The organism is Serratia sp. TSA_198.1, from assembly GCF_052686505.1.
In genome coordinates, this window is the sequence record NZ_JBQZFP010000006.1 from 273,320 (window position 1) to 296,132 (window position 22,813).

The window sequence follows — 22,813 nt, forward strand, 5'->3', positions numbered from 1 at the left end:
TGCTGCGCCCGCTGTCATTGCGGCATCACCGTAACCTGAACGTCCAACTGGTGAGCGCCCCCGCCAAAAATAATGCCGTGCATCGGGCTGACATCGCCGAAATCGCGGCCCCAGGCCACGGTAATGTGCTGGGTATCGGCCAACACATTGTTGGTCGGATCGATATCTACCCAGCCATAGGGCGGACAATACACCGACACCCAGGCGTGAGAGGCATCGGCGCCAATCATTCGCTCCTCCCCCGGCGGCGGCTGCGTGAGGATATAGCCGCTGACATAGCGTGCCGCCAACCCCAGCGAACGCAGGCAGGCGATTTGCAGGTGAGCAAAGTCCTGACAAACCCCTTTCTTCTCCCGCAACAGGGTTTCTACCGGCGTGGCGATGGTGGTGGCCGTCGGATCAAAGGTAAAGTCGTTGAAAATGCGCCCGGTAAAATCCAGCAACGCCGAAAGCAGCGGCCGTTCAGGGGTAAAGCTCGGCAGGGCGTAGTGGCTAAGTGCATTATCGATGGGAATAAAAGTGGAAGGAAACAGGTATTGAATGGGGTCCAGCACTTCGGTTCCCCCGTTGGCCAACTGTTGGCGTACCCGCTCCCAGGACAGGCTGTTTTCCGCCACCCACTGTGCGGCGTGCGGCAAGACCAGCACCTGCGAATCCACCCGCACGGTCAGTTGGGTATGCGGCGTTCGCAGAGCGAATTGCACCAGGTGGTTGCCATAAAAATCGTCCAGTTCAAACCATTCATCGGGCTGCGGATCGACCTGGATCCGCGAAGCGTGGCACTGTTGCCAGGCCAGATTGCGTGGCGACAGCCGCAGCAACTGGCGCGAATGCGGCACCGGCAGGCTGTATTGGTATTCGGTCACGTGACTGACGCTATAGCGGCTTCCGTCGGCGGGCGTGAGAGATTGGCCGGCAGTTTGAGTTTGGCTCTGGCTCATTCGTCGTTTCCCGTGCTGTAGTGGGGGCCATGGTTGAAGAAGCGCAGGCCAATCTGATCGGACAGCCGGTCCAGCGCCAGTTGCCACTGCGACACCGATTCTGACAAGGGTTGCAGGCCGCCGGTAAACCCGGCGTTACCCAGACCGGCAATTTTCTCCGGCAGATCGAAAATGGTCTGATCGGTAAAAGGCCCGAACTGGTCGGTCAGTTTTTTCAAGTACTCCACCAGCCCCTTCAGCAGGAACATCACCGAGCGCGGATTCTCCTGGCTGGTCAACAACAGCGGCAGGGCGGTGACCAGCTCCGGCCGTTGCGGATAACTGGAGCGGTAGGTGATGGTGCTGTCGCACAACTCCAGCCACCATTCCAGCCCGGCGTTGCGCACTTCGTCATCGTCCAGCACCAGCGTCAGCATATGCGTCACCTGCTGCAGGCGTTCCAGCCGACGGCCAATACTGAGGAAACGCCAGCCCACGTCACGCGTCATGCCGTCCAGCGCAAAACCGGAGAGCGCCATCATATGCCCGATCGCCTGATCGAGAAACGCCAGCGCCTCCGCCAGGTTCCAGCGCTGGGCCTGATGGCGCTGTTCCAGATCCTTGGCCAGCCGGTTGAGGATATGCCAGTTGTCCAGCGAAAGCCGCTCACGCAACTGAAAACCGATACGCAGCAGTTGCTGCAAGGTGCCGGCAAACCCCTGTGGAATTTCCGGGTTGAACAGCGCTTCCAGTAGCAGGGTGTTCAACTGTTGCGGCGGCAGTTCTTCAAGCGGAGAGGCTTCGTCGTTCGGCAAAAGACCGTAGTGCAGGCAAAGCTGCATCACGGCTTTATGTTGCTGTTCGCTGCCTTCGTCTTCGTCGAGCCGCAGGGTGAGGGTGGTACGCAGCAGGCGAGCGATGTTGTCGCAGCGTTCGGTATAGCGGCCCAGCCAGAACAAGTTTTCAATCACCCGAGTCGATAGCCTGTGGCCGGTCGGCGGCAACTCTTGCCTCAACACGCCGGGCCGTGGCGGTGGCGCGGAAGGCGGTGCCAACACCCAGGTATCCTTGCTGCCGCCGCCCTGCTGCATGGTCACGATCTGGCGGCTGTTGGGGCCGGAGATGCGGGTCAGGCCGCCGGGCATCACCCGGTAGCCGTCCGGGGTGGCGACGGCGAATACCCGCAGGCAGGTGGCATGGTTTTGCAACTGGTAGGGCGGGCGCGGGGACAGACCCGGCGCCTGCGACAGGCCGATCAACTCTTGGGCGACATAGTTGTAAGGGCGCGCGCGGATGCGTTCCTTTAGCTGAGCCAGCTCGGTGGCGCTTAGATCGCCGGCGATGCAGGTCCTGATGCGCAACTGCGGGAAGGCGCCTTTGACAATCAGGTTAGGCAGGTTTTCCAGCACCGTTTCCCGTGCGGTGCTTTCCCCACACCACCAGGAAGCGACCGAAGGCAACAGCAGCGGTTGCCCGAGGATCTGTTGGCTGAGGTTTGGCAGAAAGCCGTACAGCGCGCCGGTTTCAATCAGGCTGGAACCGAGCGCATTGGCGATCAGCACCTGGCCCTCTCGCGCCGCCTGGATCAGCCCCGGAATGCCCAGCGAAGAGTCGGGGCGCGCCTCCAGCGGATCGCAGAAGTCATCATCCTGCCGCCGTAAAATCACATGCACGCGCTGCAGGCCGTCCAGGGTTTTCAGCCAGACGCGCCCCTGGGACACCATCAGATCCTGGCCTTCCACCAGCGGGAATCCCAGATGCCGCGCCAGATAGGCATGCTCGAAATAGGTTTCATTGTAAGGGCCGGGGGTCAACACCACGATGTGCGGAGCTTCGCCATCACCTGCGGCGAACGGTGCCCAGTGGCGCAGGCTTTGTTGCAGCGTGCGGAAAAAGGTATTCAGCCGCTGCACTTTCAGGTCCCGGAACTGTTCCGGGAAGGCGCGGGAGATCACCGTGCGGTTTTCCAGCGCGTAGCCGGCGCCGGAAGGGGCCTGGGCGCGATCGGCCAACGCCCACCAGCGGCCATCGGCGGAACGGGCCAAATCGACGGCGTACAGATGCAGGTAAACGTTGCCCGGGCAGCGAATGCCGTGCGCCGGGCGCAGAAAACCGGCATGCCCATGCACCAGCGCAGGCGGCAGCAGGCCGTCGCGCAGCAGGGTCTGCTCGCCGTACACGTCGGCCAGAATACGGTTCATCAGTTCCGCACGCTGGGCAATGCCGGATTCTATCTGTTGCCATTCGTCGTGGGGGATAATTTGTGGCAGTAGGTCCAGTTCCCAGGGGCGTTTAACCCCTTGCGGATCGGCGTAGACGTTATAGGTGACGCCGTTTTCAAAAATCTGGCGCGCCACGTGGTTGAGGCGGCTTTGCAGCTGTTCGTTCGGATAGGCGGCCAGCTCGGCGGCAAAACGCTGCCAGTGCGGGCGAAGGGTTGCCTCGCCGGCAAACAGCTCGTCATAGTGCGCTTGCGAGTGGCGATAGCGGGTAAATAGTGATTGCGGCATAGGCATTGCGTTCCCGTTTTCCATGAGGCCTTGCGACGGCAGCTCCCTTGCGGCGCAGGCCGGCACCTTCCTGGTACCGACTTGCGCCCTTCCTGTATCGAACGTTTATTTCCAGCGCAAATCGAGCGTGAACGGGAAGTTCGGATTGCGCGTCTGGGGTTCGACGGTTAATTTTCCAGGCGTATGACCCATCTGCAAGAAACGCGCCAGCCTGCGGCCCTCCGCCTCATAGGCATTGATCGGGTGGGTATCGTGGCTGCGTCCGCCCGGATGGGCGACGTGGTATTGGCAGCCGCCCAGCGAACGTTGCATCCAGGTATCCACCAGTTCCACGGTCAGCGGCGCGTGTACGCCAATGGTGGGATGCAGGCTGGCTGCGGGTTGCCATGCCCGGTAGCGAACGGCGCCGACCGCCTCGCCGACGTTGCCGGTGGGCTGCAGCGGCACCGGGCGGCCGTTGACGGTCACCTGGTGGCGATCGTCATTAAACCCGGTGACTCTGATCTGCAGACGCTCGACGGATGAGTCAACATAGCGCACGGTTCCGCCGCTTGCACCTTCTTCGCCCATCACATGCCAGGGTTCCAGTGCATGATCGATTTGCACCTGGACGCCGTCGGCGGAAAATTCGCCATGCTGCGGGAAGCGGAAGGCGAAGTGTGCGTCGAACCAGGTGGCTTCAAACGGGTAGCCAAATTCACGCAGTTCGGCGAGCACGTCGTTAAAGTCCTGACGCACAAAGTGCGGCAGCATGAAGCGATCGTGCAGTTCGGTGCCCCAACGGCGCAACCGCTCCGGTTGATAAGGCTGCTGCCAGAAACGGGCCAGCAACGCCCGCAGCAATAGCTGCTGGGTGAGCGACATCCGGGCATGCGGCGGCATTTCAAAAGCGCGCAGTTCCAGCAGCCCAAGGCGGCCGCTGGGGCCATCCGGCGAATAGAGTTTGTCGATGCAGAACTCCGCCCGGTGGGTATTGCCGCTGGAGTCGATCAACAGGTTGCGCAGCAGGCGGTCGATAAGCCAGGGTTGCGCTTCCTCGCCCGGCTCCGGGAAGCGGCTAAAGGCGATCTCCATTTCATAGACCGAGTCGTTACGCGCCTCGTCAATGCGCGGCGCCTGGCTGGTCGGGCCGATAAACAGGCCGGAGAACAAATAGGATAGCGACGGGTGGTTATGCCAATAGCCGATCAGGCTACGCAGCACGTCCGGGCGGCGCAGGAACGGGCTTTCCGCCGGGGTGGCGCCACCCATCACCATATGGTTGCCGCCACCGGTGCCGGTATGGCGGCCATCGATCATGAACTTTTCGGTGGTCAGGCGCGACTGGCGCGCGGCGTCGTACAGGAAGGTGGTCTGCTCCACCAGTTCGCCCCAGCTGGCCGCCGGCTGAATGTTGACTTCGATGACGCCGGGATCGGGGGTGATGCGAAAACAGGTAAGACGCGGGTCCGAAGGCGGTTCGTAACCTTCCAGCACCACCGGAATGCCCAGCGAGAGCGAGGTGGCCTCAATGGCCTCCACCACCTGCAGGTAGTCTTCCAGCGTGCGCGTCGGCGGCATGAACAGATAAAGAATGCCGTTGCGCGGCTCGGCGCACAGCGCAGTGCGGGTAATCCAGTCCGCTGACTGCTTTTGCTCCGGGCGCTGGGTTACCGGCTGAGGCTGGGCATGATCGGCTGCAGATGAATGCGGTTGCAGCAGTTGGCGGTAGGCCGGCAGCGTCGGGAAAGACTGATGCGGATCGGCGCTGTGAATGTAGGGATAGTCGCTTTTATGCACCCAGGGTTGGGAATCCAGCGGCAGGCGGTAACCCAGCGGCGAATCGCCCGGCAGCAGGTAGCAGTGCTCGCTGCGCAGGAACCAGGAGCCGCTTTGCCACGGCTGGTTCTCTTCTCTGGCCAGCGGCAGAACGTGGCCGATGATAGCCCCCAGACCTTGTTCAAACACCTTGTGCAACCGCGCTCGCTCCAGCGGATCTTCCAACCGGGAATCCGACGGATCGACGTTGTCCGGCAGGCGTCGTTCGCGCCACAGGTAGTAGAGCGGGTCTTCATAAGCCGGGAAGATATGCTGACCGGAAACCTCCAGATACTGCGCGACGCGTTGCAGGAAATCCGCCGCCTGCCCGGCGGTGACCGCAGAAGGCTCGCGTTCATCGGCAAACATGGCCGGATCGGCCAGCGGCTCACCGTCCCGGCGCCAGAAGCAATTGAGCGACCAGCGCGGCAGTTGCTCGCCGGGGTACCATTTGCCCTGACCAAAATGCACCAGCCCGGCGGGGGCGTAACGCTCACGCATACGCTGGAACAGCTCGGCGGCACGCAGGCGCTTGGTTGGCCCCAGAGCATCGGTATTCCATTCATCGCCGTCAGGATCGTCGACGGCGACGAACGTCGGCTCGCCTCCCATCGTCAGATGAACTCCGTTGGCCTGCAAATCGCTGTCAATCCGATAACCGAGCGCGTCGATGGCCTGCCATTGTTCCTCGCTGTAGGGCTTGGTCACACGCGGCACTTCGTCCACGCGGGCAACGGCCATCAGGTGCTCAAATTCGCATTCGCACTCATCAATCGCACCGCTGATCGGGGCGGCGCTGGAAGGTTCCGGCGTGCAGGCCAGCGGAATGTGCCCTTCACCGGCGAACAACCCGGAGGTGGGATCCAGGCCAATCCAACCGGCACCGGGCAGGTAAACCTCAGTCCAGGCGTGCAGATCGGTGAAGTCTTCCTCCGGCCCCGACGGGCCATCCAGCGATTTGACGTCCGGCGTCAACTGAATCAGATAACCGGACACGAAGCGAGCGGCCAGCCCGAGGTTGCGCAGGATCTGTACCAGCAGCCAGGCGGAATCGCGACACGAACCGCTGCGCAGCGTCAGCGTCTCTTCCGGCGTCTGCACGCCCGGTTCCATGCGGATGGTGTAACCGATGTGTTGCTGCAACTGCTGGTTGATCGCCACCAGGAATTCCGCGCTGCGTTGGGCTTCATCGGGGATGCTGCTCAGGTAGCTTTCCAGCTCGGGGGTCAGCGGCTGGCAGTGCAGATAGGGCGCCAGTTCGATTTTCTGCTCTTCCGAATAGCAAAACGGAATATGTTCCGCCTGCGGCTCCAGGAAGAAATCGAAGGGGTTAATCACCGACATTTCAACCCGCATATCCACTTCCACGCGGAAGTGGTCGGTTTTTTCCGGGAACACCAGCCTGGCCAGGTAGTTGCCGTTAGGATCCTGCTGCCAGTTGATAAAGTGATTTTCCGGGGTCACTTTCAGTGAATAAGCCAGAATGGAGGTGCGGCTGTGTGCGGCAGGGCGCAGGCGTATGACTTGGGGACCCAGGTTGATGCGTCGGTCGTAGCGGTATTCGGTAACGTGGTTTAGCGCAATATTAATAGCCATAAGCTCGAGCCTCAGAATAGGGGAATCTGAAATCGGGTCACATCAGTCTGCTGATGCCATGCTGTAGCCGTTACCGTGGAGGGTGGTGCTTTGGTTAACCCCCGTCTGTATCCAGACCGTTTTAACTGCTGGGAGTGTGATGACCATCACGTTAACCAATTAGGGTTAAATCTAGAGGCAATTTTTTGAGAAGTCGATTCTTTTTTCTGCGGGAAAGAGGAGAAAATGAAGCGCCGCCCTCGGGGGACGGCGCACACAGGCGGTTAAGGTTTTTTCTTCGGCCAGTTGTCGTCTTCGTCGTCCCACTGGGCGTTATTATCGCGGTGTGGCGGCAATTCCGGCTTATCGGCGAGGTAACGTTTTACGTCGACGCGACGCAGCTCTTTGATCCCGCTGATGATCATCCCGGCTAAAATCAGCAGGATAATCCACCAGTAGTCAGCTAACCATTGCATGTTTACTCCTTTCCTTCACTGCGTATGAAACGTGAAAATATCGCGGGCAGATGGCGTTCAAGCCATTCGGCACCGGCAACGTCCTTATTTTGCCAGGCGGCCAGCAGCAGCGCAGGCGTCAGCAGATGCTCGGCTTCCTGCGCCAGCGGCCGATAGCTCAGATGCCAGGGTTCTACCGCCACGCCGTCGCCGTCTTCGGTGAACGGGCGGTAAAAGCCAAATTCGGCCATATGTTCCGTCATCCACTGATTGAGCGGATAAAAGTAACCGCCTTCCTCATATTCCCACGGCTCCAGCAGCAGCTTTTGCCCTTCCGGCAACAACGAAGGGTCGTACACGTCCAGATCGCTGCCCCAGTGATGGCGGCTGGCGCCCGGCAGGGCGGACCAGCGCAGGATCGCTTCGCAGCGTTCGGCGGCGGACAGCGTCTCGATATCGATCGGTCGACTGTCTTTATCTAATACTGGGCGCTCGCCGCAGAATTTGCCATTCCAGATCGCCAGTTGCCGATCGAAATCACGAAATGTGCTGGCGGGTTGCAGATCGAACCCGGCCGCCAACGCCGCCTGCTGCATGGCGAGGAACGCGGTCACCGCTGCGGGCTGCAGGCGATGGTTATCGCTCAGTGGCGCCAGGTGTTCGGTCGAGAGCCCGGTCAGCATGATGGGCGTGATCATGCGACCAACTGCTCCATGATGCGCTGATACATGCGGCTCAGCAGTTGCAAATCGGCTGCGTGCACGCATTCATTGACCTTGTGGATGGTCGCGTTGACCGGCCCCAGCTCAACTACCTGCGCACCCATTTGGGCGATAAAGCGGCCGTCCGAGGTGCCGCCAGTGGTCAGCAACTGCGGCGTCAATTCAGAATAGTGTTCGACGGCGTTAACCACCGCGTCCACCAGCGCACCGCGCGCGGTCAGGAACGGCTGGCCGGACAAACGCCATTCGATGCTGTAGTTCAGCTGATGCCGCTCCAGCAGCTCTTCCACGCGCTGTTTTATCGTCGCGTCGGTTGACTCGGTGCTGAAACGGAAGTTGAACTGGACGAACAGGTCGCCCGGGATCACGTTGTTGCTGCCGGTACCGGCCTGCACGTTGGCGATCTGCATGCTGGTCGGCGGGAAGAACTCGTTGCCGCGATCCCACTCGGTCGCCACCAGCTCATTGAGCGCAGGCATGGCGCGATGCACCGGATTATCCGCCAGGTGCGGATAGGCGACGTGGCCCTGAATGCCGTGAATGTGCAGGTTGGCGGTGATCGAACCGCGGCGGCCGTTTTTCACCACGTCGCCGACGCGTTCGGTGCTGGACGGCTCGCCGACCAGGCAATAATCCAGGCGCTCGTTGCGCGCCATCAGCGCTTCCACCACTTTCACCGTGCCGTGAGTGGCGCTGGCCTCTTCGTCGGAGGTGATCAAGAACGCCAGGCGGCCCCCATGATGCGGGTTGGCCGCCACAAAGCGCTCCGCCGCCACCACCATCGCCGCCAGCGAACCTTTCATGTCCGCCGCGCCGCGGCCATACAGCATGCCGTCGCGAATGGTGGGTTCAAACGGCGGGTTGTCCCAGCGTTTTTCATCGCCGGTGGGCACCACGTCGGTGTGACCGGCAAACGCCAGCGTTTGCCCTTCACCGCGCCAGGCCCAGAAATTCAGGGTGTCGCCGAAGGGCATCGGCTCAACGGTAAAACCAATCGCTTCCAGACGTTCAATCATCAGCGCCTGGCAGCCTTCATCGTGCGGGCTGAGGGACGGGCGTTTGATGAGCTGTTGAGCCAGTTCGATAACCGGGCAAATCATGCTGTAACCTCAGAAATAAATTGCTGGTAGCCTTCGGCGCTGAAGCCGAGCAGGGCATGCCCCTTGCCGTCGTCCAGCAGCGGGCGTTTGATGATTGCCGGCTGCGCCAGCATCAGCGCGATGGCCGCATCGGCGTTGTCGCAGGCGTTGCGCTGCGCTTCATCCAGCTTGCGCCAGGTGGTGCCGCGGGTGTTCAGCAGCGGTTCCCAGCCCAGACGGTCGACGAACCCGCGCAACTGCTGTTCATCCAGCCCGTCGGCGCGGTAGTCATGAAATTGATAAGCCACGCCTTGCTCTTCCAGCCAGCGGCGCGCTTTTTTGATGGTGTCACAATTTTTGATGCCGTACATGGTCAACGTCATGGAATAAGAACCTTCTCTGCAACCCAACACCGGCATGGCGCCAGTGGTAAACCGCCGTGGCGGTAAAATGAAAACCAGCGCCCAGCATGCCGAAAAATGGCGGGGAGTTCCACCGTCCAATGGTCCGAAAACCAGGGAAAGGGTGAAAAAATTCGGGCCGCATTCAGTGCGGCGAATGTTTGCTAATCTGAATGCGGCAGCCTGCCATCCTATCGGAGAGAGTAATGTGGAAAAATACCGTATCGAAACCAGCGAGTACGCCGTCGATAAAATAGAAGCGCTGATCGCGGAAGGGCTGAATCAGTATAACGATGAGGTGACCGGCAGCAGCGATCGTCGTCCGCTGGCGGTGACGGTGAAAGACCCGATCAGCGGTGAGGTGCTTGGCGGCATTACCGGGCGATCTTCGCTGGGCTTGCTGTTTGTGGATTTGTTTTACCTGCCTGAATCAATGCGGGGGGCTGGCCTGGGCAGCGAACTGCTGCGCCGCTTCGAGCTGGAAGGGCGCCGCAGGGGGTGCGTTTCCGCGGTGCTGTACACCATCAGCTTCCAGGCACCGAGGTTTTATGAACTGAACGGTTGGACGCGCTTTGGCGAAGTGCCTTGCCTACCGGCAGGCACCAGCCGAATTTTTATGTCGAAGACCTTATAACTTTGACCCGCGGCAATCACTCTCTGGTCTGGCGTAATTTATACTCCAGACTTTTTTTAACCATTGGCCATTCATGGTCGATGATCGAGAAAACCACCGTATCGCGATAGCTGCCATCCGCATTTTTCTGGTGGTTTCTCAGTACGCCATCTTGCTTGGCGCCCAAACGCGCGATAGCCGTTCTCGATGCGTGATTGTGCCAGTGGGTGCGAAATTCAACGGCAATCACCGCCAGCGTTTCGAACGCATAGCCGAGCAGCAGGCGTTTGCACTCGGTGTTGACGGCGGTTCGCTGATGGCTTTTGGCGTACCAGGTATAGCCAATTTCAACGCGGCGGTTGTGCCCATCGGCATTGCAAATGCGGGTGGTGCCGACAATCTTTTGCGTGTCGTTATGCACCACGACAAACGGCAACGCCCGCCCGGCGACCTGTTCGCTCAGGGCGAAACCGACATAATCATCGACGGTGTTTTCGTTGGGTGCCGAAGTAAACCAAAGTTCCCAGAGGCGCCCATCAGCGGCCGCCTCCACCAGCGCCGCCGCATGTTCTTTACGCAGCGGGATCAGGCTGACGGTTTTGCTTTTCAGCTCGGTTTCGATAAGCCAGGATGAGTCGGACATTTGCCTCTATTTCCCCTTGTGTTCACTTTTCGCCGTTTTCACGCGACCAGTGTTTCATCTCTTCGCCAATAAAATAATTGACCAGGTCGCGATACATTTTTTCTATCACTTCCGGGCTTAAGCCCTGCTCATCGGCCCAGACTCTTCGTTGTTGCAGCATGGCTTCGAAGCGCTCTTTGGCTCGTACCGCATCGGGGCTGGTTTTGAATTTGGCAGCGGCCTTCACGTAGGAAAAGCGCTGGGCGATCAATTTAATGATGTGTTCGTCCAGCATGTCGATTTCCGCGCGGATATCGCCCATGCCCGCACAGTCTTGCGGAGAAAGTTTGTTCTCAATAATCACTCTGGGTTTCCCTTGTTTTACCGCACATAGCCATTTTGTTGCAGGCGATCCAACGCCGGGCCTTCGGCATAGACCATGCCGGTAGTCAGCTCGCGGAAGTGGTACTTTTTATAGAATTCCAGTTTGTCGGGCACCGAATAGATAAACACTTTACCGAGCGGCGCCAAATCCTGCATGACCCGATCCATCAGCAGCCTGCCCAGACCGCGGCCCTGATAGTGAGGGTGGATAGCCACGTCGGCGAGGTAAGCCACCGAGGTCATGTCACTGATGGCGTGGGCGGTGGCCACCAGTTCGCCGTCGAGGTAACCCCAATAGCAAAACTGGCTGTGCTGATAAACGCGCTGTAATTGATGCGGATCGCGCTGGCCCAGCCCGGCGGCGGCCAACAACGCGGCCAACTGCGACCAGTCGATGCGATAGCGGTTTGGGTCGGTCACCATCTCCATGCTTCTCTCCTAGCCGATGCGATCCAGATCGGCGGCGTATTGACGGATAGCGCGCTGATAGCTGCTGATGTCGCGATACGAGGAGGTTTCCGCCAACAGCAGCAACAGATCGGCCACCGCCTGTTTGGTTTCCCCCAGGTTGTACAGCGTCATGGCGCGAAACAGGGTGAGCTCCTTGGCCTGCGGGAATTCGGCCAGCCCATTGTCAAAGGCGGCCAGCGATTGCTGATACAGCCCGAGTGCGCGGTAGGTGCTGCCCAGACCAAGCCAGGCCTCCTGCCGCTGCGCCGCCGGCAGAGTGCGAGCCAGCGCGGAGAGGTAGCAGGGGATCGCCTGCTGCTCAAATCCCTGCACGTCATACAGGCAGGCCAATTGGTAGTGCAGCGCGGCTTCTTCCGGTTTTTGCAGCAACTGTTGCTGTGCCAGTTCGGTCGCTTCCTGATAGCGGCCCAGCTGTTTCAATTGTTCGATAGTCAGCGTAGGGGACATGTTATGGCCTCAGAAAAGTGGAGGGTTTTCTCCCCTTGGCACGCTACTACGGAAGAATTCATCCTACAAGAAATATAGGCATTAGAGCGTGGCCGGCCCCGTTATCCGGGGCCGGTTTTTTATTGCGGGAGGGTCAGAACTCGTGCTTCAGCGTCAGCATCAGATTACGCGGATCGCCATAGTTGCGGGTGCTGTAGAAATTCACCTGCGAGTAGTATTTCTCGTCAAAGACGTTGTTCAGGTTAAGCTGCACCGAGGTCTGCGGGGTGAGTTTGTAACGCGCCATCGCATCGAACAGGACATAAGATCTTTGCTCGGCCTTACGGTCCACAAACTCGCCGTTGTTGGCCCCGGTGACGTTGGCGTAAATGCCGCTCTGCCAACGTGCGCCGCCGCCCAGCGTCAGATCGCGCAGAACGCCCGTCAGCTGATAGGTGGTGAACAGGTTGATGCGGGTGCGCGGTTGCTCGGTGTTGAGATTAACCTTGTCCTTGTCTTTCAGTGAGAAATGGGTGATGCCGAGCTGGGCGTTCCAGCCCTGCGCCAGCTCACCGCTCAGTTCGAACTCGACCCCTTTGCTGGTCGCGCCCTGGCTCTCATGATAGGTCTGTTGCAGCGAGTTCGGATCGCTGGCGCTCTCGTCCTGCACCCCGAGATTGTCCTGCGTGATGCGGAACGCCGACAGCGAAACGTTGAGCCGGTCATCCAGCAGCGCGGCCTTGATACCCACCTCTTTATTCACCCCTTCAATCGGCGCCAGGTAGTGGCCGCTGCTGTCGAGCAGGTTTTGATCCTTGAATATGTCGGTGTAACTGGCATAGGCGGAGACCTGTTCGGTCAGCTTATAGACGGTTCCCACGAACGGAGTGACCTTGTTGGCGGTGGTGGTCGTGGTGTTTTTAAAGCTGTTGAAACGGGCGCCGAGCACCAGATCCAGCCGGTCCGTCAGCGAGAAGTCGGCGCTGCTGTAAATGCCGATTTGCCGCGTGCGATAATCCATTTGCGGCATTTTATCCGACCATTCAGGCTCGCCCTGGCCACCGTTCCAATCCCGCAGGCTGCCGCTGAACTGCTGCGAGTAGGTGGCGCTGCGATAGGTGCTGTAGCTGTGCTGCCAGGCAGAGGAGTTGCCTACCACAAATGTGTGGCTGCGGCCCAGCAGGGTGAAGTCACCGTTCAACTTCATGTCTATCGCGTGTTGATCCCGGTAGCCTTCATAGCGCCCGGCATAAGGGTTTGCAGGTTGCACCGCCCAGGTTGCCGGATCGATCAGCCCGCCGAGGCTCATCGCCATTTTGGCATCGAAAGCCTGGCGGCTGTGGGTATAGTTGAGCACGCCTTTCCAGTCGTTATCGAACTCATGTTCCAGCGTGGCGAACTGAGTGGTCAGGGTGGTATCCCAACTCGACCAGTCAGAGGCGCCGTTATAGTGCCGATCCCAGTTAATTTCACTGCCGTCGCTGAACCAGCCGGTCGGCAACGCGCCGCCCCAGGTGGAGGCTTTCGGCCTGTTTTGCTGATAATCAGCCCCCAGGCGCAGCAGGGTATTGCTGCTCAGATCGGCCTCCAGCGTGCCATAGACGGTGCCTTTGCGCTCCTGATGCCGTTCCATAAAGGAGCGGCCGCGTTCGCCGGCAGCGGCGATACGCACTCTGACGGTGCCTTCGTCATTGAGCGGCGTCCCGACATCAACCGTGGTCCGGTAGCGGTCCCAGGAACCGGCGGAAAGTTCGGCTCGGGCAAAAGGTGAAAGGCTGGAGGCTTTCTTTCTGACCAGGTTGATGGCGGCACCCGGATTACCGACGCCGTTCAGCAAACCCGCAGCGCCCCTGACAATCTCCACGTGATCCAGCGTGATTGCGTCAATCTCCGATTCCCCGCCGGAATAGCCGGAGTCAAAGAAGGTGGGGACGCCATCGTATTGGTAGTTATCAACGCTGAAACCACGGTAGTTGAACGAGGAGCGTTCGCTATCGTAATTGCTTTCGCTGACCCCGGTGGACCAGCGCAGGATTTCCTTCAGCGACGTCGCGTTGAGATCGTCCATTTGCTGGCGAGTTATCACCGAAACCGACTGCGGCGTATCCTTGATGCTCAGCGGCAACCCGGTCGCCGTGGTCATCTGTTTGGTGGTATAGGAGCCGGTGTTCTCGGTGCTGCCGTCATCGCTAAAGGGCGAGGCGACCACCTCAAGGGTATCTTCTTTCTGAGTGCGGGCGGTCTGCTCGGTACCCGCCGCTTGTGCAACCATGACCGGGAGGCACAGCAGCGCTCCCCCGGAAAGGCGAATCATAAAACTGGCCATGGATAGGTCTCACAGTCCGCCAAGGTTGATCTTAATCAGATAGTCCTGCTTCTTCTCCATCTCTTCCTTGGACTGCTTGATGCTGGCGAAGAGCGTATTGCCGTCTGCGGACAGCGCGAGGCTATTGGGCAAGGCGGTGGTAGTGATGCTGTTTTTCACCTGGTAGCTGTTGCTGTCAACGATGCTGATGCGCTTGGCTTCACGGTGGCTGATGTAGATCTCATTGCGGGCAGGGTTGAACAACACCGCCAGGGAATTGATCACGTCAATCTGGTGCAGGATTTTCCCGCTATTCACATCAACAACCAGCACCTTCGGCAGATCGGGATCGGTGATGAAAGCGCGGCCGGTTTTGCTGTCCAGACTGATGTTGAGGAAGAAGTGTTTCTTGGCGGGTTCAACTACCACGCGTTTCAGGATTTTGTGGCTGGCGGTGTCCAGGGTGATCAGTTCGCCACCGCCGTTGACGCAGTAGAGACGGCCACGTTCGCTGTCCAGCGCCATGCCGGTCGGGTATTCGCCCATGTTGCTCAGGGTGGCGATTTTCTTCCGATTGGCGGTATCGATAACCCACAACACGCCTTTTTTCGCGGTGCCGGAGACATACAAACGCTGGTTTTTCTTGTCGAGCACCATCTCGCGCGTTGGCGTGAACTGGTCTTCTTTTACGCTTTCATCGAGCTGAATGGTGGCGAGTTCTTTGCCTGTCTGGGTGTCGATCACCGTCACCGATCCGTCCACGGTATTGCCGATATACAGCAGATGCCGCTGTTCATCCAACGCGGTGGCGAAGGCGCGGCGCTGGGTCTGAATATTGGCGTCGGTGGCCAGTGTGGCCGGGTTGACCCGATAGACGATACCGGTGTTTTTCCCTTTGGCGAATGAAGGCGTAGAGGCGGCAAACAGGGTGTTGTTTTCGCCGTCAAAAGCCAGTTCGTACAGGCCATATCCTACCGGTTTGGTCTGAAAATGGCTTTCGGGCAGTTCGGCAGCCAGCGTTGAGCAAGACAACAGCAGCAGGGCAGACGTCAGGGCGCTGAGAGAGAAACCTTTGGTGGGGGCGACCAGGTGCATGGACATAGACATTCCTTTACATCAATTTACGATTTGTTGATGCTAATGATATTGATAATTAATATCAATATCATTTAATTAATCATTGATCTGATTTTGTTTTACTTATTGAAATAAAACATTTTTATTTAAATGATCGAATTTTTTGTTCTGTTTGTTACGCCTTTTTTCTGCTTGTTTATTCATTGTAATGATTTTCATTTCGTTTTTATTGCGGGCAGATATCCGCTATATTCGCCCGGCTTTTGTTAAGAACTGTAAATAAAAATACAACATTCAGAAGCGGGTACAGCGCCGTGCGCAGTGGCTGCCAAGGCCGTGCCCGCGCTCTACGTTTGCCGCATTGGGCGCTCTGTGAGCTACAACACCAACCGGAAACAGGCTCGATTAGGAACAGTGATGATTTATCAACAATCCATGGGAAAACGCTCCAGCATCGCGACGGTCATTGCTTTGGCATTGATGGGCGCGCCTCAGGTTTACGCGCAGGAAGAGGGGGCCGAGAAGGAAAACAGCGCTTCGCAGGAAGACCAACTGGTGGTTACGGCCTCCGGGTTCAAACAGAACAAGAAATATGCGCCCGCCAGTATCTCGGTTATCGATAAAAAATCTTTCGAAAAGCAAAACAGCCGCGATGTCGCCGAAGCGGTGCAGGATGTCTCCGGGGTGTTCGTCAGCAGCGGTGCCGGCAGCGAGGTGTCAGGGGATATCATGATCCGCGGCATGGACTCGAGTTACACCTCGTTCATGGTGAACAGCATCAAGCAAAATACCGGCGAGTCGCGCCCGTATGGCCAGAATATCGGCACCGAAGCCGGCTTTTTGCCGCCCTTGGCCGCCATTGAACGCATTGAGGTGATCCGCGGCCCGATGTCCTCGTTGTATGGCTCCGACTCCATTGGCGGCGTGGTCAACGTGATCACCAAAAAGCCGTTTGGCGTGCGGGAATGGATAGGATCCATTGCCGGTAACAGTTTCCTGCAGCAACATCAGGATTTCGGCAATACCCAGCAGGCCAACCTGTTCCTGATGGGGCCACTGGTGCCTGACGTGCTGGGACTCAACCTTTCGGCGGATTACCTCGATCGTCGCGAAGATGAAAAACCCAACGCTTTCAGCAAGAACAACAAAAAGTCCCTCGACATGACGCTGGGCTTTGCCGCCAACGAAACCAACCTGTTCGACCTGAACCTCGCCAAAGGGGAGAAAAAGCGCAGTCGCTCGGCCAAAGGCGGTGGCACGCCGTGGGGATGGGACTTCGATCGCGACGCACTCAGCCTGACCCACTCGGGCTGGTATGCGGAAGATACCGTCGCCACCACCAGCTATTTCCAGTATGAGAAAGGCGAATCTACCTACCACAGCGCCCAACTGGCGCCGCAGCATATTCAGACCGAGAATTACGTTCTGAACAGCCAGGCCAAGCTGAGCCTCGGCGAGCACAACCTGACTCTCGGCGGCAACTACAGCCGCGAAACGCTCAATGACGACTTCTACGCCGACAACAAACGGGCGCCGGGGATCGACCCAGTGACGAAAATTTCGCGTGACAGTTGGGCGTTGTTCGCCGAAGGGCAATGGAACATCGATGACTTCTCGCTGACCACCTCGGCGCGCATGGATCGAGATAACTATTTCGGCACTCACATCAGCCCGAAACTTTACGGCAACTGGATGCTGGACGAAACCTGGGCGCTCAAGGGCGGGGTCTCTTCCGGCTATAAAAAACCGTCGCTGCGGGAAAATTCGGATCAATTCATCACCCCGCGCGGCAGCAACCCGCCTTACCCTTACCTGTCGGTAGGCAACAGCGAACTGAAGCCAGAAACCAGCCTGAATACCGAACTGGGGTTGTACTGGAATAACAACCGCGATCTGTCTTTGGACGGCACGGTATTTTATACCGACTTCAAGGACAAGATTGCTGAAGTCAATATCTGCGAGGCGAGCGAGAATGCCCCTTGCGTGGTTAACGGTTACAGCGCTGAATCCATTGATAAATATTTCAATATCGGCAAGGCCAATGTCTACGGCGTGGAGCTCAATGCGGATTGGCAGGCCACGGATCGGCTGAACTTCAACGCCAACTACACCTTCAACAAAAGCGAGCAGAAAAACGGCGTCAATAAGGGTTATGCGCTGAACGACTTCCCGAAACACATGGCCAACTTATCCGTTAAGTGGGCGGCGGCTTCGGCGCTGGACCTGTGGTCCAAAGTCAATTATCGCAGCCGCAACGAGGATACCGGCGACCATACCCGTTATGGCGCTTATGCTCTGCTGGACGCCGGGGTCATTTACCGCCTGGACAAGCACACTCAGGTGATGGCCGGCGTGTATAACATTTTCGATACCGCACCTAAGCGCACCACCAGTTGGGGCGAATATCCGCAGCTTGAAGGACGCCGCTACAACCTTGGCTTGCGCGTGGATTTCTAAACGTTTTTGAGCGATTTACCCGGCCGCTTGCCGGCAGCGGCCGGTATTTTGCGGCGCAGCACCGGCTTTTATGCTTTCTGCACGTGGTAGCGATGACGCTTATCGCAACGGGGAATATGCCGAAATGCCCTTGGGTAGGATTAATACGAAAATGTGCGCCAACCCCGGTTTCCGTGGCCGGCATCGTTCCCGAAAGGCTTCACTTGCTCAAAAAACAGGCGTAGAATTCGCTTCGTCTAATAATTGAGGTTGTAAAGTATTATGGTTGATCGTGAGTTAGGAAACTGGAAGGACTTCATCGATGAGATGTTGGGTAACTGACACTGCGTTGAAACTGAATACCCGTCGCATTTCAAATTGCAGCGTTGTTGGCTGCACTGGCTCACCCCAGTTACTTACCGGAGTAAGCGCCTGGAGATGAGCAAGCTGGCCGCCTAGCCGCAACGTGAAATTCATAGGGTATAGGGTATGGTTTATTTGTCGGTATTTGAAACACCTTGGGAGCGACATTCTCGTTCAAGATAAAGCAGCATCGGTTTGCCGATGCTGCTTTTTTATGCCTGCTATTCCGCGTTTTCCGCGTTTGACGCCGGCAAGGGTTTACCCGGGAAGCGGCGCCGCACCAGCACAAAGAACAGCGGCACGAAGAAGATCGCCAGCAGGGTGGCGGATATCATGCCGCCCATGACTCCGGTGCCGACCGCATGCTGGCTGCCGGAGCCGGCACCGCTGCTGATGGTCATCGGCAATACGCCGAAGATAAAGGCCAGCGAGGTCATCAAAATCGGCCGCAGGCGCATGCGTGAGGCTTCCAGCGTGGCGGACAGCAAATCCTGCCCTTTGTGATTCAGCTCGTTGGCGAATTCGACGATCAGAATGGCGTTCTTCGCCGACAACCCGATGATGGTCAGCAACCCAACCTGGAAGTAAACGTCATTCTCCAGCCCGCGCAGCCAGGTCGCGGCGACGGCGCCAATCACCCCGAGCGGCACCACCAGCATCACCGAGAACGGAATCGACCAACTCTCGTACAGCGCAGCCAGACACAGGAACACAATCAGCAACGAGAGAGCGTACAGCGCAGGCGCCTGTGAGCCGGAGAGCCGTTCCTGATAGGACATGGCGGTCCATTCCAGGCCGAAGCCGGTCGGCAGTTGGCTGACGATTTTCTCCATTTCGGCCATGGCGGTGCCGGTGCTGACGCCTTCCGCCGCCTCGCCGACGATCTCCACCGCCGAGCTGCCGTTGTAACGCTCCAGGCGCGGGGAGCCATATTCCCAATGTGAGGTCGAGAAGGCCGAGAACGGCACCATGCCGCCTGCGCTGTTGCGCACATACCATTTGTCGATATCGCCAGGCAGCATGCGGAACGGCGCGGCGGCTTGCACGTACACCTTTTTCACCCGGCCGCGATCGACAAAGTCGTTGACATAGGTCGAGCCCCAGGCGGTGGACAGCGTGTTGTTGATGTCATCGACAGCCACGCCGAGCGCTTGCGCCTTGCGTTGATCAATATTGATTTGCAACTGCGGGCTGTCGTCCAGGCCGTTATGGCGAACGCGAGCCAGCAGCGGGTTGTCCCCCGCCAGTTGCAGCAGTTGGTCGCGCGCCGCCATCAGCTTGGCGTGGCCCAGCCCGGCGTGGTCTTCCAACTCCATATCGAAGCCGGCGGAGTTGCCCAGGCCGGTAATCGCCGGTGGGCTGCTGGCAATCACCCGCGCCTCGTTAATCTTGCTGAACGCATGGGTGGCGCGTTCGATGATATCGAAAGAGGTATTGGCGCCGGAAGTGCGCAGATCCCAGTCTTTCAAACGGATAAACATGCGCGCCACGTTCTGCCCGTTGCCGCCCGGCCCGGCACCGATGGTGGAGAATACCGACAGCACATCCTGCTTTTCTTTGGTCAGGAAGTAGTGCTCGACTTTTTCCACCACTTTGGCGGTCTGTTGCAGGGTAGAACCCGGCGGCAATTGCACCTGTACGGTGAATACCCCGCGGTCTTCCTGCGGCAGAAACGAGCTCGGTAGCTTGATGAACAGCAGCGCCATGCCGGCGAGCAGCAGCAGATAAATCGCCATATAGCGCAAGCTGAAATGCAGCACGCGCGCCACGCCACGCTCGTAGCGATCGGCATTGCGATTGAACATGCGGTTGAACCAGCCGAAGAAGCCGCGCTTGCCGTGGTGATGGCCCTTGGCGAGCGGCTTGAGCAGCGTGGCGCACAGGGCAGGGGTCAGGATCATCGCCACCAATACTGACAGCACCATGGAGGACACGATGGTGATCGAGAACTGGCGATAAATCGCGCCGGTGGTGCCGCCGAAGAACGCCATCGGGATAAACACCGCCGACAACACCATGGCGATCCCGACCAGCGCGCCCTGGATCTGCCCCATGGATTTACGCGTGGCCTCGCGCGGCGGCAGGCCTTCTTCGCTCATCACCCGCTCGACGTTCTCCACCACCACGATGGCGTCATCCACCAGCAGGCCGATCGCCAGCACCATGGCGAACATGGTCAGGGTGTTGATGCTGAATCCGAAGGCGGAAAGAATGGCGAAGGTGCCCAGCAATACGACCGGCACGGCGATAGTGGGGATCAGCGTAGCGCGGAAGTTCTGCAAGAACAGGTACATCACCAGGAACACCAGCACAATGGCTTCCAGCAGGGTTTTCACCACGTCTTTGATGGAGGCCTTAACGAACGGGGTGGTTTCATAGGCGACCTTCGCCTCCAGCCCGTGCGGGAAATACTGCGACAGCTCGGCGATTTTGTCCTTCACCAACTGGTCGGTCTGCAGCTCGTTGGCGCCGGAAGCCAGCTTGATGTTCATGCCGGCGGCCTGCATGCCGTTATAACGGCTGAGGAAGTCATAGTTTTCGCCGCCCAGCTCGATGGTTGAGACGTCGCCCAGCGTCACCAGCGAACCGTCCTGATTGACCCGCAGGGTGATTTGCTTGAACTGTTCCGGCGTTTGCAGTTGCGACTGGGCGTTAATGGTGGCGTTAAGCGCCTGCTTGTCGACGGACGGCGTGCCACCGAGCTGGCCGACCGCCACCTGGGCATTCTGGGACTTGATGGCAGCTACCACGTCCTCAGTAGTGAGCTGGTAACTGGTCAGCTTGTTGGGATCGAGCCAGATGCGCATGGCGTACTGCGAACCGTAAACGTCCATGCTGCCCACGCCGTTGATGCGGCTGAGCGGATCTTGCAGATTGGACACCAGATAATCGGCGATATCCTGTTTGTCCATGCTGCCGTCGGTCGAGACGAACGCCACCATCATCAGCGTGGTATCACCGGATTTTGATACCGTCACGCCCTGAGTTTGCACCGCCTGCGGCAGCCGTTTAATCGCCGCCTGCAACTGGTTTTGCACCTGCTGCATCGCCTCGTTGGGATCGGTGCCGGCCTCAAAGGTCAGCGTCACCGTGGCTCGCCCGGTGTTGGTGCTCTGCGACGACATGTACATCATGTTGTCCAGGCCGGTCATGTTCTGTTCGATAATCTGGGTAACGGTATTTTCCAGCGTTTGCGCTGAGGCACCAGGGTAAGTGGCGCTAATGCGAACGTTCGGCGGCGCGAGGTCCGGATACTGTTCAACGGGTAGGGAAAAGATCGCCAAAGCGCCGGTCAGGCAAAGAATAATTGCCAAAACCCAGGCGAAAATCGGGCGATCAATAAAAAAATTGGCCATGCAGCGCGAACCTCGTTATGACTTGTTCTATCTTTAAGACGCATCTGGATTGCGTTTACCAGCGGCTGGGAAGGATTCCGGCGTTACTGCACTTTACTCGCGAAGGAGGAGTAAAGCGTGGAGAAAAAAAGGAGATAATGTAAATAACAGTAGTAGAAACCGGCAATGACGTCCCGGCGACAGTGAAAAGCATCATTAAGACAATTTTATGACTATCAAGGGCCTGGCCGATCAAGGTTCCCGGAAAACAATCAGGACTTACCGCAAAGCAGGAGCTTGGCATGGAAATTAACCCGGTATTTGCCCGACGCCTTTATCTGTGTTGGCTGATCAGTCACAGTGAGCGGCCGAACGTCCCGCGTCTGATGGAAGTGACCGGCTGGCCGCGCCGTACTCTGCAAGACGTGCTGAAAGCCTTGCCTGGCCTGGGGGTGGAGTTGCAGTTTGTGCAGCAAGGCGTGCGCAATAACGACGGTTTTTACCAGTTGGAAAACTGGGGGCCACTCAACAAGAGCTGGATCCACCAGCATCATCAGACGCTGCTGGCCGCCATCGAGTAAACTTTCCCCGGCATGCCGGGGGAAGCATCATTGACTTTTGTGTTCCAGATACATCACCGTCGCCGCCACGCGTGAACGGACGTCCAGTTTGCGCAGCATGTTGCGGATATGCACTTTCACCGTTTCTTCGGAAATGTGCAGTTGTGCCGCCACCTGTTTGTTGGACATACCGCGCGCCACTTCCTGCAAGACGTCCAGCTCGCGTTCGGTCAGTTCGGCGAAGGGATCGTGCTGTTCGCCGCGGGATGACAGATAGTCCGCCACCGCATCGCTGATCACGTTCTGGCCTTCCGCCGCCGCGCGAATATGTTCCAGCAGCTGTTCCGGCTCACTGTCTTTCAGCAGATAACCGTCGGCGCCGGCGTCGATCAGCGCATAGACGTCGCTACGCGAATCGGACACCGTCAGCACGATGATGCGCGCATCGACGGCCTCATTGCGCAGCGCTTTCAACGTGTCCAGGCCGGACAGCCCTTTCATATTCAGATCGAGCAGGATCACGTCCGGCGTGTGCTGCAACGCGAGGGCAATGGCCTCGTTGCCGTCGCTGGCTTCGGCCACCACGGTAAACCACGGGTCCAGCCCCAGCAGCTGTTTGATGCCGCGGCGCATCAGAGGATGGTCGTCGACGATCAATACTCGGTAATTCTTCATCACCATGACATATGCTCCCTGTAGCGAGTAAAGCCACTCAAACACGCTGTGCAGCGTGCTTCACAGTGGGACAGACTCTTATAAAAT

General features: G+C 58.5%; 19 protein-coding genes. 4 read left to right on the forward strand and 15 right to left on the reverse strand.

Going from position 1 to position 22,813, the window contains the following annotated elements; all coding sequences use genetic code 11:
- Window positions 1–14: 14 nt before the first annotated feature.
- The 7 genes from ACUTSW_RS21420 to ACUTSW_RS21450 form a co-directional block, all read right to left on the reverse strand.
- The gene (locus ACUTSW_RS21420; RefSeq protein WP_062868223.1) at window positions 15–941 is read right to left on the reverse strand and encodes a transglutaminase family protein; all 927 of its coding nucleotides are present in this window, start codon (window positions 939–941) and stop codon (window positions 15–17) included.
- Window positions 938–3,430, reverse strand: coding sequence for a circularly permuted type 2 ATP-grasp protein (locus tag ACUTSW_RS21425; RefSeq protein WP_445585302.1), 2,493 nt, complete (start codon window positions 3,428–3,430; stop codon window positions 938–940). The genes ACUTSW_RS21420 and ACUTSW_RS21425 overlap by 4 nt, the downstream gene beginning before the upstream one ends.
- Before the next feature lie 105 nt (window positions 3,431–3,535).
- Window positions 3,536–6,823 carry a transglutaminase family protein gene (locus ACUTSW_RS21430; RefSeq protein ID WP_445585303.1) on the reverse strand — a complete coding sequence of 1,096 codons (3,288 nt, stop codon included), beginning with the start codon at window positions 6,821–6,823 and terminating at the stop codon, window positions 3,536–3,538.
- A gap of 263 nt (window positions 6,824–7,086) precedes the next feature.
- Window positions 7,087–7,278 (reverse strand): YpfN family protein, encoded by a 192-nt coding sequence (locus ACUTSW_RS21435; RefSeq protein ID WP_004951808.1) that lies wholly within the window; start codon window positions 7,276–7,278, stop codon window positions 7,087–7,089.
- Window positions 7,279–7,280: 2 nt separating this feature from the next.
- Complete coding sequence (locus ACUTSW_RS21440) at window positions 7,281–7,955, reverse strand: M15 family metallopeptidase (protein WP_445585304.1); 675 nt, start codon at window positions 7,953–7,955, stop codon at window positions 7,281–7,283.
- Entirely contained in the window at window positions 7,952–9,079 is a 1,128-nt protein-coding gene (gene dapE, locus ACUTSW_RS21445) for a succinyl-diaminopimelate desuccinylase (protein WP_241921858.1), read from the reverse strand. The genes ACUTSW_RS21440 and dapE overlap by 4 nt, the downstream gene beginning before the upstream one ends.
- Window positions 9,076–9,441, reverse strand: a complete 366-nt coding sequence (locus ACUTSW_RS21450) for an ArsC family reductase (RefSeq protein WP_063197266.1) — start codon at window positions 9,439–9,441, stop codon at window positions 9,076–9,078. The genes dapE and ACUTSW_RS21450 overlap by 4 nt, the downstream gene beginning before the upstream one ends.
- A gap of 226 nt (window positions 9,442–9,667) precedes the next feature.
- Here ACUTSW_RS21450 and ACUTSW_RS21455 point away from each other — a divergent pair, with 226 nt between their 5' ends.
- The gene (locus ACUTSW_RS21455; RefSeq protein ID WP_445585319.1) at window positions 9,668–10,093 is read left to right on the forward strand and encodes a GNAT family N-acetyltransferase; all 426 of its coding nucleotides are present in this window, start codon (window positions 9,668–9,670) and stop codon (window positions 10,091–10,093) included.
- Between the two features lie 16 nt (window positions 10,094–10,109).
- Here the strand turns inward: ACUTSW_RS21455 and ACUTSW_RS21460 are convergent, their stop codons facing one another.
- The 6 genes from ACUTSW_RS21460 to yncE all read right to left on the reverse strand — a co-directional run bounded on the left by ACUTSW_RS21460 (window position 10,110) and on the right by yncE (window position 15,381).
- Entirely contained in the window at window positions 10,110–10,715 is a 606-nt protein-coding gene (locus tag ACUTSW_RS21460) for a GNAT family N-acetyltransferase (RefSeq protein ID WP_073440503.1), read from the reverse strand.
- A gap of 22 nt (window positions 10,716–10,737) precedes the next feature.
- Window positions 10,738–11,058: an isochorismate lyase gene (locus ACUTSW_RS21465; protein WP_445585305.1), complete on the reverse strand. Its 321-nt coding sequence runs from the start codon at window positions 11,056–11,058 to the stop codon at window positions 10,738–10,740.
- 17 nt (window positions 11,059–11,075) lie between these two features.
- Entirely contained in the window at window positions 11,076–11,507 is a 432-nt protein-coding gene (locus tag ACUTSW_RS21470; protein WP_004951801.1) for a GNAT family N-acetyltransferase, read from the reverse strand.
- Between the two features lie 9 nt (window positions 11,508–11,516).
- A complete protein-coding gene (locus ACUTSW_RS21475; protein ID WP_013814043.1) occupies window positions 11,517–11,996 on the reverse strand; it encodes a tetratricopeptide repeat protein in 480 nt (159 codons plus the stop codon).
- 133 nt (window positions 11,997–12,129) lie between these two features.
- Complete coding sequence (locus ACUTSW_RS21480) at window positions 12,130–14,301, reverse strand: TonB-dependent siderophore receptor (protein WP_445585306.1); 2,172 nt, start codon at window positions 14,299–14,301, stop codon at window positions 12,130–12,132.
- 9 nt (window positions 14,302–14,310) lie between these two features.
- Complete coding sequence (gene yncE / locus ACUTSW_RS21485) at window positions 14,311–15,381, reverse strand: 7-bladed beta-propeller protein YncE (RefSeq protein WP_445585307.1); 1,071 nt, start codon at window positions 15,379–15,381, stop codon at window positions 14,311–14,313.
- Between the two features lie 393 nt (window positions 15,382–15,774).
- On the opposite strand from yncE, the gene ACUTSW_RS21490 reads away from it, so the two are divergent.
- A complete protein-coding gene (locus tag ACUTSW_RS21490; RefSeq protein WP_445585308.1) occupies window positions 15,775–17,814 on the forward strand; it encodes a TonB-dependent receptor domain-containing protein in 2,040 nt (679 codons plus the stop codon).
- A gap of 261 nt (window positions 17,815–18,075) precedes the next feature.
- Entirely contained in the window at window positions 18,076–18,135 is a 60-nt protein-coding gene (gene ypfM / locus ACUTSW_RS21495; RefSeq protein WP_100396732.1) for a protein YpfM, read from the forward strand.
- Between the two features lie 242 nt (window positions 18,136–18,377).
- On the opposite strand, the gene acrD is transcribed toward ypfM, so the two are convergent.
- Window positions 18,378–21,512, reverse strand: coding sequence for a multidrug efflux RND transporter permease AcrD (acrD, locus tag ACUTSW_RS21500; RefSeq protein ID WP_445585309.1), 3,135 nt, complete (start codon window positions 21,510–21,512; stop codon window positions 18,378–18,380).
- Between the two features lie 281 nt (window positions 21,513–21,793).
- On the opposite strand from acrD, the gene ACUTSW_RS21505 reads away from it, so the two are divergent.
- A complete protein-coding gene (locus tag ACUTSW_RS21505) occupies window positions 21,794–22,072 on the forward strand; it encodes a winged helix-turn-helix domain-containing protein (protein ID WP_062868212.1) in 279 nt (92 codons plus the stop codon).
- 27 nt (window positions 22,073–22,099) lie between these two features.
- On the opposite strand, the gene narL is transcribed toward ACUTSW_RS21505, so the two are convergent.
- Window positions 22,100–22,732 (reverse strand): two-component system response regulator NarL, encoded by a 633-nt coding sequence (gene narL / locus ACUTSW_RS21510; RefSeq protein WP_445585310.1) that lies wholly within the window; start codon window positions 22,730–22,732, stop codon window positions 22,100–22,102.
- Between the last annotated feature and the right edge of the window lie 81 nt (window positions 22,733–22,813).